Source organism: Lachnospiraceae bacterium oral taxon 500, from assembly GCA_002999035.1.
Lineage (GTDB): Bacteria > Bacillota > Clostridia > Lachnospirales > Vallitaleaceae > W11650.
The window spans coordinates 2,067,107-2,083,445 of sequence record CP027241.1 but is presented as its reverse complement, the minus strand read 5'-3'; the positions used below and the strand labels follow the sequence as shown (position 1 = coordinate 2,083,445).

Genomic DNA, 16,339 nt, shown 5'->3' with positions numbered 1-16,339 from the left:
CTTCCTTCCTATCTTTTCATTATAACTAAAACTCTTTCCGGTCGTCAAGCAAATCTTTCCGTTAGCACTAAATTTACTTTCCTCTCAAAATGATCATATATTTCCCGCATACTTTCTTTCAGTGATTTTAAATCGATGCCGCCCAGTCCTTCCAGCATTTGATAAAACTGTTCGTTTTCTTTTTCGATATAAGCCATTGCCTGCCTGATTTTTTGAATGATTTCTGTATTTTCCAAATCTGTTTCCGCATAATTGCAATCTGTATTTAATGCAATCATCACCAAAGTTTTTCGATAAAGTTTAACATAAGCAATGCTAAATTCCTCTATGCGTTCATCATTATAGAAAATATCCCTCAGCAGTTTGGCACAGGATATATGCTGAGCTGTCCGGCCGGCAATGGTATAAGCCCGGTGAAGATTTTGAACTTTATTTCGGCCAATTTTATACCCATTGATCCGCTGTCTTTTCGACAGTCCGGTCGTCATATATTCCGAATTATATTTCTGTGTAAAGTTTTCAAAATCCTCAAATTCATCCTGCTCTGCATAGATAAACTTCCGGCCGACTAAGTACGGCGTTTCACCCTGGTATTCATCAACTACCATATCCTTAATCACATAAGTGCGGCCAAAACCTTCCAAAAACAAATCAATCGCCATATGATAATAATTGAGGATAAATTCACTGTTTTGTGCCTGCTCATCCAAATAGTTAAGAAAACCGCCGTTTTTGACCAAATCAATATTAAAAATGTTACCAAACAAATAGTTGGACTGAAACGAAAACAGCTTGATCGTATCATAAGCGGATTCCACATAATTGCCGCCCCATTGATTCTCAAAATCCGTTTTGATCTGCGAATATTCCTGACCGGCATCTCTGATGATCATCAGGATCTCATCTAATCTATCCAACTTTAAAACATCGGTATCACAGTTAAACAGCAGATACTTGGCTCGCGCCAATTCAATCAACTTTTTTACATTGCCGTGATAGCCCAGATTACTGTCGTTCCTGTGATAAACCAGTCGGCTGTCGGGCATAGTTTTGATCAGTTCATAGTATTCCGGCAGGGTCGTCGAAGCATTATCCGATAAAACCACCTCGATTTCATAATCAAACGGTGCTTTCAACGTATGCAAAATATTACTGAGAGCAAACATTCCCCGTTCCGCCGACGGAATGCCAATCGACAGCAACGGCCTTTTCCCGCATTTGTGAGCCAGCCGGTACGCATGAATCCGCTCCCTTACTTCCGCCAGTTGATTAACCGGGCTGTCGTCATATTTGATAATATTTCTGGGAAAATAATCCTCCGTATTAAGAAAGTGCTTTTCAAAATCAAAAAGATCAGGGAACAACCTGATATTATCCACTTCTTCTTGGCTGTATTTTTTCATCTGTAAAAGTGCTTCCCATTCCGATCCTATTACGACATACAAATTTCGATTGATTTTTTTCAATTCCTGTGCTAAGGAAAAGAAATTGATAATATTTTCCTTTCCTTTAAGCAACACAGAATAATCCGAAAACTTATCCGCACTTTGAACTATTGCATTTATTTCATCCGTAAATTCATTTTTAATCTCAATCAGTCTTCTGAGGGCCAAATCCAATATAAAATTAAACCCGGCCTCCGACGGTAGAATATAATAGTTTAATCCTTCGGCGCCAACCGGACGTTCCAGCAAATGACCATTGGCTGCGACATTGCCTTTTATTTCCACCAGGTTCGGCTCGACAAACGCCGCCATAATAAAATCAATGATATCCTGCGGCAATGGCTGCGTTTGACTGTACTTATGCAAAAAAACAAACGCCTTCTGATACTGCGCCGCTTCAAACAATTTAAAAAACAGCACCCGCACCTTGTCTGTCAGAATCTCCTGCTCTGCCCTCTTCATTTCCATCGCATCGTCCTTTCTAACTAAAATGCCAGTTATCCAATTAACTGCCAGCCATTATTTTTTTCTTTACTGCTCTTCACGCCTTGCCATTATTAGTTTTCTCCGCAAAAAAATCCGCAAACTTACTTAAAATATAGTCCATTTTCGGCTCGTCAATTCCCGGATAAACTCCGATAAAAAAGGTGTTGTTCATAATCTCATCGGTAGTCGCCAGTTCACCAACCGTTCGGCAGACAATGTCCTGATACGCGGGCTGTCGCGTGATATTTCCGGCAAATAGCTGCCTTGTTAAGACTTTATTTTTCTCTAAGTATCCGACGATATCTTTTTGGCCGAACCGCTCATTTGCCCTGACCGTAATCGGAAAAGCAAACCACGCCGGTTCTGACTTCGGCGTTGCCTCCGGCAAGATTAGATAATCTTCCCAGCGTTTTAAACCTTCCTTTAACTTCCGAAAGTTTTCTTTTCTTTTTTCGACAAAGTCCGGCAACTTCTTTAGCTGGGCTAAGCCAACCGCCGCCTGCATATCCGTTATTTTTAGGTTATAGCCGATATGGGAATAGACATATTTATGGTCATAGCCCGGCGGCAGCGTTCCATACTGCTGGCGAAAACGTTTACCGCAGCTATTGTTTTCACCCGGCTCGCAGTAACAGTCTCTCCCCCAGTCCCGAAAAGACCGAATGACTCTTTCCAGTACCGGATTACCGGTCAAAACCGCACCGCCCTCGCCCATGGTAATATGATGCGCCGGATAAAAGCTGACAGTCGCAATATCGCCAAACGAGCCCACCATCTGGCCGTCGTATAAGCTGCCAACCGCATCGCAGCAATCCTCGATCAAAAACAAATCGTTTTCCCGGGCAAAGGCCGTTACTGCCTCTAAATCAAAGGGATTGCCCAAGGTATGCGCTATCATCACCGCCCTGGTCTTATCCGACAGCGCCTTTTTCATTTCTTCGATTTTTATATTATAAGTGCCCATCTCGACATCAACAAAGACCGGAATCAAACCGTTTTGAACAATCGGATTGACTGTCGTCGGAAACCCGGCCGCTACCGTGATTACTTCATCGCCCTTTTTTAACCGTCTTTCACCCAAAAGCGGCGATGTCAGCGCCGTCAGTGCCAGCAAATTAGCCGAGGAGCCGGAAGTGGTCAGCAGGCAGTACCGGCTCTGCATATACTTGGCAAACTCCGTTTCAAACTCTTTGGCGTACCGCCCGGTTGTCAGCCAAAAGTCCAGCGACGCATCAACCAGATTCATCATTTCTTCTTCATCATAAATCCTGCCGGCAAAAGTAACCAAATCCTTGCCGGGCATAAACCCTTCATTCTTTGGCCGATGATATTCCTGATAATATTGCTTTACCTTCTCCAGAATCTCCTGTCTTAACTTATCCAATTATTTTCTCTCCGTTCCAGTCAAGTACCATTTTGATTCCATCCCGCAGCGCTGTCTGCGGCCGCCAGCCGGAATATTTCACCAGCTTACTGTTGTCCCCCACATAATACATTTGTTCATTACTCCGATAAGTCAACTCGCCAAAATGAAACAGTGCCGGATCTGCGCCGCTGACGATGATAAACTCCATAATAAAATCCCGGATACGGATTCCTTGACCCGAACAGACATTATATTCCTGATAGAGCGGTAATTCCTCTTCTAATGCCGACAAAAAGGCCGCCGCCACATCGCCGGCATATAAATAATCCCGAATCTGTTCACCGCCGGTCAAAGCCAGCGGCACTTTTTCCTTAATTGTCTTTAAAATTTGACTGGTCAGCCGGTACGGCGCTTCATATTTCCCATAAGTTCCGAATGGCCTGAGGGTTAAAAAGGGGATTTGATGATTTTGAGCATAGATTTTCAGCAGCATTGTATTGGCTGCCTTAGCTGCGCCATAAAGTGACAGTGGTGCGATACTGCCGGTTTCTTTTAGTTTTTCATTTTCGGGCGCTCGGCCATATTCAAAGCAGGAACCGGTGTTAATAAACTTTTTCGTTTTATTTTTTTGACAAAACTCCAATAATTTAAGCGGAAAAACTAAATTCCCATCAATTAGTCCGTCAATTTCTTCCTGTCCCTGGGCTACGCCGTAAGCCGCTAAATTAAAGCAGCCGTCAAAGGGTGGAAACTCCCTTGCCTGGTCAAACAGTTCTTTAACCGTAATAACTTTTAAATCCTTGTATTGCTCGCCATTATAATAAGTTTCCGCCTTCTTTTCCCGGACAATTAAGCTAATTTCATAGTCATTGCTTAACAGCATATCAATCAGATTCCGGCCAATAAATCCCGTCCCGCCAGCTACTAATACTTTTTTTCTCATCACTTTTCCCCAAAATACTCCGTTATCTGCCGGCCTATCACCTGGTCCATCTCCTGCTGATCGCGGTAAGCTTTGCTCCAGAAAATGGTTTCTTCCAAACTTTTTTTAATATCCCACTTCGGCTGCCAGCCCAAGACCGTCTTGGCTTTGGAACAGTCCAGTTTCAGGAAATTGGCCTCATGCGGGCCGTTTTGATTTTCTGTGTACCAAGTGATTCCTTCCCCGGTTTCGCCTTCGTTCCAAGCCCGGCAAAAAATATCAGCCAGCTCACCTGTCGTCACGCAGCTTTTCTCATTCGGGCCAAAGTTGTAGCTGCCTTCATACTCCTTTTTTTGATACTGCTTCATGGCAATCAGCAAATATCCGGATAAACATTCCAGCACATGCTGATAGGGTCTGACCGAGTGGGGATTGCGAACTAAGATATCTTCGCCCTTTAAAGCCGAACGAACGCAATCCGGGATAATCCGGTTCGCAGCAAAATCGCCGCCGCCGATCACATTACCCGACCGAGCCGTTGAAATTGCCGGGCCGCTGTTTTGAAAAAATGAACTTTTATAACTGTAAGTAACCAGCTCGCTGCAAGATTTGGAATTGGAATACGGATCATAGCCGCACAGATTTTCATTTTCCCGGTAGCCCCACAGCCATTCTTTGTTTTCATAGACCTTATCGGTCGTCACATTTAAAAAGGAACGGACGCCCCTGCTCTGGCGCAGCGTTTCTAAAATATTAACCGTCCCCATCACATTCGTTTCATAAGTATAGACCGGCCGCTCATACGAATCAATCACCAGCGGCTGTGCCGCCAGATGGATCACAATCTCCGGCTCATAATCGACTACCGCCTGGCTTAATTGCTCCAGATTACGAATATCACCGGTGATGTTTTTTACTTTTGAGTCCAGTTTCAATATCCGATATAGCGATTGCTCCTCCGCTGCCAGCGCATAGCCGCAGATATCCGCCCCGAAATCATATAAGATCCGGCACAGCCATGCCCCCTTAAAGCCGGTATGGCCGGTAATAAAAACTTTCTTCCCCTGATAAAAACTTCTTAATTCTTCCATTACCATACCTTCCACGGTGCTTTCTTCTGTGTCAACAACTCCTCTAAATACAGCTTATCCCGAAGTGTATCCATGCACTGCCAAAAGCCATCGTATTGATAAGCCATTAACTGCCCGGCCTCCGCCAATCCCTCCAGCGGCCCTCGCTCCAAAACCGTGCTGTCTCCTGCCAACCGGTCAAAGATTTCCGGGTTAAAAACCATATAACCGCCGTTAATCCAGCCGCCGTCTTCCTTTTTCTTTTCGGTAAACGACTGAATCAGGCCGGTACTTTCAATATTCAGTGCCCCAAACCGGCCGCCCGGCTGAACTGCCGTAATAGTCGCCGTTTTCCCGTGAGCATGATGAAACTGCTCCAGCTTCCGGATATCAATATCACAGACACCATCGCCATAGGTCAGCATAAAAGGCTCCTCACCGATATATTTTTGAATTCGCTTTACCCGGCCGCCGGTCATGGTATTTAAGCCGGTATCAACCAGCGTTACCCGCCACGGCTCAGCGATATTGTTATGGATCGTCATTTCATTGTTCCGGGAAAAGTCAAAAGTCACATCGGAATTATGCAAATAATAATCGGCAAAATATTCTTTGATAACATAGCCTTTGTATCCGCAGCAAATGATAAAATCATAATACCCATAATGCGAATAAGATTTCATAATATGCCATAAGATTGGCATTTCCCCGATTTCAATCATCGGTTTCGGCTTTAAATGTGATTCCTCACTGATTCGCGTGCCGAATCCCCCGGCCAGGATTACTACCTTCATACCTTCCTCCCTAAAATATGCTTTCCTTGCTCTTCTGTTCAAGTATCATTTCCTCAAACCGCCGTTTTAAAAAGCTCCCTATAAAGTAATATATCCTATTCCGGCCAAACTTGCAATAAGTTTACTGTCTTTGCCGGTAACATACCGTTTCGACAACAGATACCGCTCTACCGCAAATACTCCTCGGGCATCTCCAGCATAAACTTCTCCTCGCCGTTCCGTAAGCGAATGATCTGCTTCTTGTCGCCGCTTTCCCGCAGCTTATAATTATCATAATAGGCAATCCATTCCCGATTTTTTATATCGTAAATATAAATTCTCTCATTATTGCAAAACTGTTCCCCGTTTTCCTCATACTCGACAATATCCTCATCTTCAATACTAAAATCAAGTGTTTCCAAAATAATGAATTCCTCATAGTAAAAATGATATGGATAAGTCCAATTTCTTTCTAATTCAAAATCCAGCTCTAAAAACACTTCTCCTGATGCATTCAGAATATAATCCGTTCCGTTTTCCCAGCCGCCGGCATGTGCCAACAGATATTTGGTGCCGTCCTCATCATAAAAAATGTTGTCCATAAACCGAAGTTCATCGTATTGACAGGAAATTACTTCCTCTCCCTTTCGGTTGATCGCTCCCCATTTTTCATGATCGCACCAGTACCTTCCCCGCTCATCCTCATACCAGGAATCCGCCTGACAGACAATCGCTATCCCATTTTCAAAATCGCTGGCATAGGCATATTGCGGCTTTATGACTTCTTCGCCCTGCATATCAATCCAGCCCCATAATCCGCCGTGTTCACCAAATATCCGATAATAGGAAAGCGATATCTTACCCATTAAGCTGACTTTGATCAAGCCGTCCTGATAGCCACCCTCATAACAAGGCGTATCCTTATACTTATCAGGCAGTCGATAAGCTATTTGCTTTTCCCTGTCCACCAAATATAAAGATTCATCATCCTCGAATCTGCCCCGGGAAAAATTGTCGTCCTCGTATAAAATGGGTTCCTTTTGCTTTTCCGCTAATTGAATTACCTCCATAAGCCCCCTTTCCGTAAACTGGTTGCTTTTGCATCCTCTGCTTTTAATGCCGTTTTACCCTGTTCGGACAGCCTTGATCGCTCCAATTTTCTGCTGCAGTTTTGGCAGCTTTTGCAATTCGCCGAAACAAGAAATCTTTATCCTTTGCAAAATGCATTTCAGGGAATCAGCCTTTGCGCTGCCGCTTTCTTTTCACCGCCGGAATATTCATAGCAATTGTTAAAACCGTCACAACGAATAACACCATCGAAATCGGCCGTCCAAACAAAGCCAGCAGCTTATTTTCTTCCGACACGGCCAGTGAAACCGCCCGCCGGAAATTGGAATCCATCATGCCACCCAGCACCACCGCCAACGTCATCGATGCAATCGAATACCCGTACTTGCGCATAAAAAAACCAAGCAGGCCAAAGACAAACATCAGCAGCACATCAAACAGCCGGTTATTTCCGGCAAAAGAACCGATGACACACAGCACAATTACAATCGGCAGAAGGATTTTCTTGGGAATCGAAATCAAACGGCTGAGTCGCGGCCCCAGTCCCAAACCCAACAGCAGCAAAAAAACACAGGCCATCAGCCCGCCCGCTAAAATCGCCGCAAACATCGCCGGATTGGTCTTAATAAACATTGGCCCCGGCTGTAAGCCATGCACATAAAAAACCGATAAGATAACGGCTGTAACCGCATCGCCCGGAATCGCCAAAGTCAGCAGCGGAATCAGTGCTCCGCCGATGACGGCATTATTGGCTGATTCACTAGCCACGATCCCTTCAACCGCTCCCTCGCCAAATGGTACCGACGGCTTCTTCACCAGTTTGGTCGCCTGACTGTAAGCAATAAAAGAAGCCACCGGCCCGCCTGCACCGGGCAGCGCACCGATTAAAGTTCCAATCAGGCAGTAATACATCGACATTCCTAAATGCTTTAACACATCCCGTGTCTTGACAATTTCTTTTTTGATCTTTAAAATCTGACCGGAATCTCCCTCAGCAATGACCGTCAGTACCTCCGACAAACCGAATAAACCGACCAGCACCGGAACGATTGATACACCCGAGCGCAAATCGGCAATGCCAAATGTCAGCTTCGGAATCCCCATAACCGAATCCATACCGATCATACTGATAATCAGTCCAACCGCCGCGCTGATCAGCCCCTTGGAAAAACTTTTGGCCGTCAGAGAACCAACCGTTGTCAGTCCGAACAAAGCCAGCAGAAAATAATCCATCGGCGTGAAGCGCAGAGCAATCGCCGCAATCGGTCGGGCCATCAGCCACAGCAAAATAAAACTGAAAACACTGCCGACAAAAGAATAAACCGTCGCATATTTTAAAGCCGTATAAGCTTTCCCCTGCTTTGCCAGCGGATAGCCGTCCAGCGTTGTTACCACCGATGACGGCGCTCCCGGAATATTAATTAAAATCGCCGGTATGGCTCCGGAAAAAACACCGACCACATAAACGCCCATGATCATCGCCATGGCATTTGATGTATTCCATGTGTAGGTCACCGATACCAGCAGCGCCGTTGCCATCGTGACTGACAGCCCCGGAATCGCCCCAACCAAAAGACCGGTTAAAGCTCCCAAAAAAACAAAGAGGATAAACTGCGGATTGACAAAATACATTAAAACATCTAAAATCCCCATTTCCTCCTCCTTTCTACGGCAGCATGACATGCAAAAGTCCATGAAAGATGCCGTAAAGTATAAAAGTAGTTCCGGCCGAAAGCAGCAGAATCAACTGCCAGCGTCTTTCGCCCAGCAGCCAAAACATTGCCGCCAAAAACAGCAGGCTGGAAAAAACAAAGCCAAGATACGGCATAGCCAGATAATAGACCAGTATCCCGGCCACAGACAGCAGGAGCTTACCCCGGTAAGCGCTTCCGCTACTTTTTGTTTCCTCCTGGCCGGTTTCCGCCTTAGTCTTGCCAATCGTTTCAGCCACCAAGCCAACCGCCAGCAGCAGCAAAAAAATTGAAATCAGCAGCGGAAACAAATACGGCGACATGGCCCAATCAATGTTAAAGCGGCTATGCTGATAAAGTGAATAAACCAGCAAACCGGCTCCTATTGCGAAAAACAAAAGACATTGAACTCCTTCTTTTTTCAAGTTTTCATTTTTCAAAGTTTTCATATTGCTCCCCCTATCTGCTTGTTCAGCGCCCCGCTCGTAATACAGCACAGTATCGGCAAATTACAAGCGGCTTGCCCGCACCGTAACGATTTTGGAGTATCGGTCCAATGGTGCACCAAACTATTTTTTACGGCCGGGGAATATTATACTGAGCCGGATCGTTCTTAGCAGCACCCGCGTCCCACAGCAGCCAGCAAACTAAAGATTCCCAGCTTTGATAAAAGCTTTCAATGTCGGCTATTTCCGGATAGTCTACATAGAGTTCTTTCAGATTATTTTGCTTGACAAATTCCTGCCACTTGCTATCCTTAACCGCTTCCAAAGCTGCTTTTCGAAGCACCTCTTTTACTTCTTCCGGGCAGTCCTTATCCACCACCAGACTCAGCGGTGTAAACGGCATCGATAAATGTTTTTCCGCTTCCGGCATCACCTCAGTCAAAGCCGGCACATCCGGATGCTGCACCAGACGCTCTTTGGCTGAAACACCCAGCAGTTTTAAATCGCCGCTTTCCAGATAACCGGTTACCGTTGAATAATTGGAATTGGTAAAATCAACCTGATCGCCCAAAACAGCAGTAATACATTCCGCTCCACTGGCATACGCCGTCAAAGCCATCTCCAGTCCCAACTGATTATAAATCAGCGCCTGAACATGACCGGAACCACCGGGGCCGGTATACGACATTTTAACTTTCCCCGGCCGCGCTTTCATGTCATTGATTAAGTCCTCTAAACTGTTGTAATTTGAATTTTTATTTACTACAATTACCTTGGGATCATCGACCACCGCCATAATCGGTGAAAAATCAGCATAACTGTAATCCGAAATCCCCATTACCTTTTGCGTCCCCAAAGAATCCGCCGTATAAAGAACGGTATAACCGTCCGGTTTCGCATCCAGCACCGTTTTGGTACCGACCGAACCGGACGCACCCGACTGATTGATAATGACAATCGATTGGCCCAACTGCTTTTCCAGCGCCAAAGCAAATTGCCGGCCGGTCACATCCGTCGTTCCGCCGGCTCCGTAAGGAATAATCATTGTAATTTCCTTTTTCGGATAGCCTGCTCCTGAATCTCCGCTGTTTTGACACGCCGTTATTCCCACCAGCAGTGCCGCACATAATAGCCATACAATTCCTTTTTTCATTTCTTGGTGCTCTCTCCTATTACGAAATGTTCTGTCAAAACTTTGCATATTTCCTTTCAAAAAATACCATTTAATTGAAACTTCGTCAATCCTTTTTTCTTCCGGCACAATAAAAAATAAGGATTATCCTCTGCAAACCCTTATTTGTCTCTTGCTGTGATTTTATTCCGTTTTTCTTTAAAGCGCCGGTCATTCTCTCTGATTTCTTTCACTGCTGCGGTGCGGGCTACCGGTTGCCAGCTTCTTTTTTCGGCCTCTCCCAATATTGTTGCTGTTTAGACAAATAAATAATTATACCGGATACTTCCCATAAAAACAAAATTTTCGGTCGTATCCGGCATAAATATCTATTGGCGCAGTACACAAGTAATTTATCAATATTTCAGGCATTACATATGGCCTTACTGAATTGCAGCCAGTATTTCTTTTACATTTTCTTCATCGGTAATCAGGGTATTGATGCCGCCTGCCTGCAATAGAGCCAGAATCGCCCGGGTCTTATACCGGCCGCCGGCCACCAAAATATTTTGCTTGGCTTTCATCGTTTCAATATCCACGCCTATCACTTCCCGATTAATCGGCAAATCCAAAAACTCGCCGTTTTGGTCAAAAAAATGAGCGCATAAAAAACCGACGCCATTGGCTTTGATAATCTGCGACTGGATATCGGAATCAATATAATTATCCCAAATTGCCAGCGAAGTGGCATTGCCGATATGACCAATTCCGCTGATAATCACATCGCAGTTTTGAATCATATTCAGCGTGTTGCGGACAATCGGTGTATTCTTAACCGCTTCTCTGGCTTTGGGGTCATTGATGTATAAAGGGCAATGCAGCCCATACAACTCCGCCCCTAGATTTTGTGCCAGCAAGAGCCCTGCATGCCGGACATTTTCCGGGTCGCTCCCGGACTGAATATCACCAAACAGCTCCACCACTTTGATATCCCGATGATTTGACTTTGGCGTATATTTGGCCATTGCCTTGATATTCCGGCCCCAGGAAATCCCCAGCACCATATCGTCTTTTAAAATCTTGGCCAGCTCTCCGGCCGCCGCCCGGCCGCAGTCACGAATCGTCTTTTCCTCATCATCATAGCTTTTGGTAATCACTACCTTATCCACCCGAAAGGCCTGCCGCAGCCGACGGCTCAGCTGCTGATACGGATCATCGCCATAATGAATGATAATCTCCACGATTTTTCTTTCTCTGGCCTTTTTCAGCAGCCGGGACACCTTTGGCCGGGAAAGATAAAGGCTCCTTGCAATCTCGCTCTGGGTCTTATCCTCTAAATAATACATTTCCGCCACATCAATCAGCAGCTGTTGCTCGTCGTTTTTGCTCATAAGTCCCTCTACTCTGTCTATCCCATTTTACCGTTCCGCCGTTTCAAGGCTTATTTCACCCCTTACATGGCGATTAAATTTACGCCGCAAACACTGCAGCCGGAGATTTTGGCTTCGCTCCGCAAATCCTATGTCGCCTGAGATTTTGGCAAAGCTAATTGGCGACTGAATTTGCTTCGCAAATCCTACGTCGCCTGATATTTTAGCGAAGCTAAAATATCATATCTGCCCGTAGTAGGCGTTTTTGCCGTGTTTTCTCAGATAATGCTTATCCAGCAGTTCCTGCGGCAGCGGTTTGATGTTCGGGTTGATGGCTTCGGTGCGCAGCGCCATTTTGGCTATCTCGTCTAAGACTCTGGCATTATGCACTGCTTCCGCTGCGTTCTTACCCCAGGTAAACGGCCCGTGTCCGGTCAGAATCACACCCGGTACTTCCAGCGGCTTAATATTTCTTTCGGTTAAGGTTTCAACTATCACATTGCCGGTTTCCTTCTCATAAGCCGAGTTAATCTCTGCTTTCGTCAGCAGCCGGCAGCAGGGCACCGCCCCATAAAAATAATCCGCATGCGTCGTACCGTAGCAGGGAATATCCCGACCGGCCTGCGCCCATGAGGTCGCCCATTCCGAGTGGGTATGAACAATACCCTTTATTTCCGGATATTTTTTATACAGCACCAAATGCGTCGGCGTATCCGACGACGGCCGGTAGCGCCCCTCAATGACATTGCCGTCCAAATCAAGCACCACCATATCCTCGGCTTTCATCTCATCATAGCCAACTCCGCTGGGTTTAATCACCACATATTGCGTTTTATCATCAATCGCACTGGCATTGCCCCAGGTAAAAATAACCAGATTTTGCTTTTTTAACTCCAGATTCGCCAGCAGCACTTCTTCCTTTAATTTTTCCAGCATTAAAACATTCCTCCTGCCTTTTGACTCAGCCATGCTTTTGCTGCCCTAATCTGCTCGGCCGCTTCTGCCCGGCTGACTTCTTTTTGGTTATCGGCCCACATTTCAATTAAAAACGGTCCTGTATACTCCCATTCCTTAATCTGAGCCAGCAAGCCGGCAAAATCAACCGTTCCCTCGCCAAACGGCACACATTTAAACACATTCGGCTGCGTATCCTTTAAATGAATGGCTACAATGTGCTGCCAGCCCAGCTTTAATTCACTGACCGGATCCTCCGTCCACCGCGATAAATTGCCAAGGTCAGGATAAATCTTCAGCCACGGCGAAGCAATCTCATCAATATACTCCAGACAACGGCTGATCGTGCCAATAAACTCCGTATCCATAATTTCAATCGACAGCATAACATTGGCCGCCGCCGCTTCCTTGGCCGCCTGCCTTAATCCGTCCTTAAATCTGGCCTTGGTTTCGGCATCTGCCGGTTCATAATAAACATCATAACCGGCCAACTGAATATTGCGAATGCCTAAATCCTGAGCCAGACGAATTGCCTGCGTCATAATTTCATACGCTTTTTGCCGACCCCCCTCCTCTTTGCTGCCATACGGAAAACGACGATGAGCACTTAAACACATTGACCGAATTTCAAAATCCTGCTCAGCCAAGAGTTCCCTTAAGTATTTCCTGGTTTCCCTGCTCCATTTCAGTCTGGCCAGCCGCTCGTCCGACTCATCAATTGAAATCTCAATAAAGTCAAAACCGGCCTCCTTGGCTATTCGTATCTTATCCGCCCAATCAAAGCAATTGGGAATCGCCTTTTCATAAATTCCAATCGGATTCTTTTTCATACTAACTCCAGTATTTGGCAATCGTGGCCTGGAACTCTTCCGCAGCCTTGCGCGGACACTGCGCATCCCGAATTCCCCGGCCGGCAATAAAGCAGTAAATCGGGTAATCCTTAAACAGTTCAATATCTTCTACATTTAAGCCGCCGGTCACCGTGACCAAAAAGCCCATATCGCACAGCTTGCCAATCTTTTGCAAATCGGCCTCGCCCCAGTTTTTACCGGCTGCCTGCGCATCCCGGGAGCGATGGTAAACCACCTGTTTCAGTCCGGCGTCCAGCCAGCCCTGGGCCTGCTCATAGGTCCAGTCTCCGTACAGTTCGATTTGAACATCGCGCTCGCCGTCCATACTTTTCGCCACTTCCAGCATACCCTTCATTGTTGCCAGCTCTGCACAGCAAATCGCCGTCATCCACGTCGCGCCCGCGCCGTAGCATTGCTTGGCCAAAAGGCTGCCGGCATCCGCGCCCTTGATATCAGCTAAAATAATCTTATCCGGGTACAACGCCCGCAGGCAGCGCACCGGTTCTAGCCCAGCCGCAACATGCAAAATCGTGCCCACTTCAATCACGTCAATCACATCACCAATCTCACGAATCGCTGCCAGTCCGTCTTGTAACGAAGTATTATCCAAAGCTACCTGTAATTTTGGTTTCATATTGCCTCCTAACTTAACGCTTCTTCCAATTTGGTGCGAATTTCTTTTTCATCCAATAAATTAATCAGACCGATTACCTTTACATTCGCCGGTACGCTGAAATCCTTGGCAAACATATGCGACACCATCACCACATCAAAATCTTTGGCCTGCGTCTTGGCTTCGCCCACGCTGGCATGGTGGACACTGCAATCCTTGCCCATTTCCTTTAATATCTTTTCAATCTTCATTTTAATAATCATACTGGAACCCATACCATTACCGCAAGCCGCTAATACTTTTAACATTTGAATCCTCCTTCATACTCTTCCGATTCATTCATTTTCTGCGCGGTGAAGCGCGCCCTGCCCCGGCAGGCCGCGCCTTGTCCGCTTGTTTTTTATTTAATGTTTCCGATTTCTCATTTTCATGCGATGCAGGCCGCCTATCCGCCTTGACACACAACAGTTAAGGCCCGCTTTACCCCGCAATCTGCCAATTACAGCAACGACTTAAACGGCAAATCCGGTTCAATCGTAAAGGCATCATGGAAGCCGCGATCAAACATAAACTCTAAGTCGTCCTTATCCCGCGGCCAGACAAACTTGCCGCCAACCTGCCAAATATACGGCTTAAACTGATATTTCAACCGGTTTTTCTTAAAGTTCCAAATCTCTAAAATCAGCCTCGGGTCGGCTAAGAAGTTCGTCCAAATATCGTGATGCACCGGAATAATTACCTTACATTTCAGGTTTTCCGCCATTCTCAGGATATCCTCAGCCGTAATCTTATCCGTCATTGCTCTCGGATTTTCGCCGTAAGCGCCCAGCGCCACATCAATATTAAAATCATTGCCATGTTTGGCAAAATAATTGGAATGATGCGAGTCGCCGCTGTGATAAATCGTACCGCCCGGCGTTTCAATCACATAATTAACCGCCCTTTCATCCATATCCTGCGGCATTTTATCCTTTAAAATCACGCCCTTGGGGGCCGTCACCAGTTCTGTCCGGTCAAATGCTTCCACCACCGAAATCTTTGTGTCCTTAACCGTAATGACATCCCCCGGTTTCGCCACGATACAGCGGTCAGCCGGAACTCCCCAGCCCGTCCACAAATCAACACAGGTTTTCGGGCCGATAAACTTAACCGATGCGTCACAGTTTTGAATTACCGCCGCCGCCACATTTTCATCAATATGGTCGCCGTGATCATGCGTTGCCATGATGGCATCAACCTGCCGAATGGCAAACGGATCAATCACTACCGGTACATTCCGCAGATTCGGCTGCAAAGCCACGCAGCCAATCATTCTCTGATGCTGGTGCTGCTCGGCCATCAATTTATTTTTTCTTGTCCTTTTGCCGGTTTTAACCCATAAGTCAATACACAAATTGGTATTGTTTTCGGTTTTAACCCACAGGCCGACACAGCCCAGCCACCACATGGCAAAGGTACCCGGTGCTACGACTTCTTCTTCAATCTCTTCATTCAGCCAGGTTCCCCATTCGGGAAATACGCTTAAAATCCAGCTTTCTCTTGTAATTGTATCAATTTTACTCATTCTTACTTCCTTTCATTCATCAATTTACTGAGTTGACAGTTTCGCTTTTTGGCTAACAAAGTTACCGCTCAGCTAAGCCATTCATTGACATGCCGTCAAATTACAGATGCGGGCGTTAAGCAATGGCTATTTATAATCAGCCCAAGCCAACTTTTCCCTTTAATTCTGCGGGTGAAAAGCCTTCACGATTTCTGCCGCATCATCCGTTTCAAACAGCATATTCTTTTTTTCCTCATCCGATAAAATGCCGACAATCTCCTGCAGCACCAAAATATGCGTATCGCTTTCCACGCAGGAAAGAGAAATGAACAATCGGGCATTGGCTGAACCGTCCGCCTCAAAAGCCACCGGTTCTTCAAACCGGGTCACGCTGTAACCGGGTTTGATCGCCCCTTTTTCCGGACGGGCATGCGGCAGAGCGATATCCGGCGCAATTACAATATACGGCCCGAACTCTTTGACGCAATCAATGATGCCGTCTACATAAGATTCTTTAATATAACCGCCCGCCAGTAAGTCCTTTGTTGCGATCCGAATCGCATCTTCCCAATCTTTGGCCGATTTTTCAAATCGAACTAATTGTGTGGTTAATTCAAATCCTTCCATTTT

At 46.0% G+C, this 16,339-nt stretch carries 16 protein-coding genes; all 16 read right to left on the bottom strand.

Going from position 1 to position 16,339, the window contains the following annotated elements:
* Positions 1-44 precede the first annotated feature (44 nt).
* Positions 45-1,907 (bottom strand): glycosyl transferase family 2, encoded by a 1,863-nt coding sequence (locus tag C3V36_09450; GenBank protein ID AVM70505.1) that lies wholly within the window; start codon positions 1,905-1,907, stop codon positions 45-47.
* 79 nt (positions 1,908-1,986) lie between these two features.
* Positions 1,987-3,315, bottom strand: a complete 1,329-nt coding sequence (locus C3V36_09445) for a lipopolysaccharide biosynthesis protein RfbH (protein AVM69448.1) — start codon at positions 3,313-3,315, stop codon at positions 1,987-1,989.
* Positions 3,308-4,240, bottom strand: coding sequence for a hypothetical protein (locus tag C3V36_09440; GenBank protein ID AVM69447.1), 933 nt, complete (start codon positions 4,238-4,240; stop codon positions 3,308-3,310). The genes C3V36_09445 and C3V36_09440 overlap by 8 nt, the downstream gene beginning before the upstream one ends.
* Positions 4,240-5,310, bottom strand: coding sequence for a CDP-glucose 4,6-dehydratase (gene rfbG / locus C3V36_09435; protein AVM69446.1), 1,071 nt, complete (start codon positions 5,308-5,310; stop codon positions 4,240-4,242). Before rfbG ends, C3V36_09440 begins: the two co-directional genes overlap by 1 nt.
* Positions 5,310-6,083 (bottom strand): glucose-1-phosphate cytidylyltransferase, encoded by a 774-nt coding sequence (gene rfbF, locus C3V36_09430; GenBank protein AVM69445.1) that lies wholly within the window; start codon positions 6,081-6,083, stop codon positions 5,310-5,312. Before rfbF ends, rfbG begins: the two co-directional genes overlap by 1 nt.
* 167 nt (positions 6,084-6,250) lie before the next feature.
* Positions 6,251-7,132 carry a hypothetical protein gene (locus C3V36_09425; protein ID AVM69444.1) on the bottom strand — a complete coding sequence of 294 codons (882 nt, stop codon included), beginning with the start codon at positions 7,130-7,132 and terminating at the stop codon, positions 6,251-6,253.
* A 166-nt stretch (positions 7,133-7,298) separates the two neighbouring features.
* Positions 7,299-8,783 (bottom strand): C4-dicarboxylate ABC transporter permease, encoded by a 1,485-nt coding sequence (locus C3V36_09420; GenBank protein ID AVM69443.1) that lies wholly within the window; start codon positions 8,781-8,783, stop codon positions 7,299-7,301.
* A 13-nt stretch (positions 8,784-8,796) separates the two neighbouring features.
* The gene (locus C3V36_09415) at positions 8,797-9,270 is read right to left on the bottom strand and encodes a hypothetical protein (GenBank protein ID AVM69442.1); all 474 of its coding nucleotides are present in this window, start codon (positions 9,268-9,270) and stop codon (positions 8,797-8,799) included.
* 127 nt (positions 9,271-9,397) lie between these two features.
* Positions 9,398-10,420 (bottom strand): tripartite tricarboxylate transporter substrate binding protein, encoded by a 1,023-nt coding sequence (locus C3V36_09410; GenBank protein ID AVM69441.1) that lies wholly within the window; start codon positions 10,418-10,420, stop codon positions 9,398-9,400.
* Positions 10,421-10,821: 401 nt separating this feature from the next.
* Positions 10,822-11,769 (bottom strand): hypothetical protein, encoded by a 948-nt coding sequence (locus C3V36_09405; GenBank protein AVM69440.1) that lies wholly within the window; start codon positions 11,767-11,769, stop codon positions 10,822-10,824.
* Between the two features lie 219 nt (positions 11,770-11,988).
* Positions 11,989-12,684, bottom strand: coding sequence for an L-ribulose-5-phosphate 4-epimerase (araD, locus tag C3V36_09400; protein AVM69439.1), 696 nt, complete (start codon positions 12,682-12,684; stop codon positions 11,989-11,991).
* Positions 12,684-13,532 carry an L-ribulose-5-phosphate 4-epimerase gene (locus C3V36_09395; GenBank protein ID AVM69438.1) on the bottom strand — a complete coding sequence of 283 codons (849 nt, stop codon included), beginning with the start codon at positions 13,530-13,532 and terminating at the stop codon, positions 12,684-12,686. The genes araD and C3V36_09395 overlap by 1 nt, the downstream gene beginning before the upstream one ends.
* A 1-nt stretch (position 13,533) precedes the next feature.
* Positions 13,534-14,187, bottom strand: a complete 654-nt coding sequence (gene ulaD / locus C3V36_09390) for a 3-keto-L-gulonate-6-phosphate decarboxylase (protein ID AVM69437.1) — start codon at positions 14,185-14,187, stop codon at positions 13,534-13,536.
* An 8-nt stretch (positions 14,188-14,195) separates the two neighbouring features.
* Positions 14,196-14,474, bottom strand: coding sequence for a PTS ascorbate transporter subunit IIB (locus tag C3V36_09385; GenBank protein ID AVM69436.1), 279 nt, complete (start codon positions 14,472-14,474; stop codon positions 14,196-14,198).
* A 191-nt stretch (positions 14,475-14,665) separates the two neighbouring features.
* Positions 14,666-15,730, bottom strand: a complete 1,065-nt coding sequence (locus tag C3V36_09380) for an L-ascorbate 6-phosphate lactonase (protein AVM69435.1) — start codon at positions 15,728-15,730, stop codon at positions 14,666-14,668.
* A 159-nt stretch (positions 15,731-15,889) separates the two neighbouring features.
* Complete coding sequence (locus C3V36_09375; protein AVM69434.1) at positions 15,890-16,336, bottom strand: PTS sugar transporter subunit IIA; 447 nt, start codon at positions 16,334-16,336, stop codon at positions 15,890-15,892.
* Positions 16,337-16,339 lie beyond the last annotated feature (3 nt).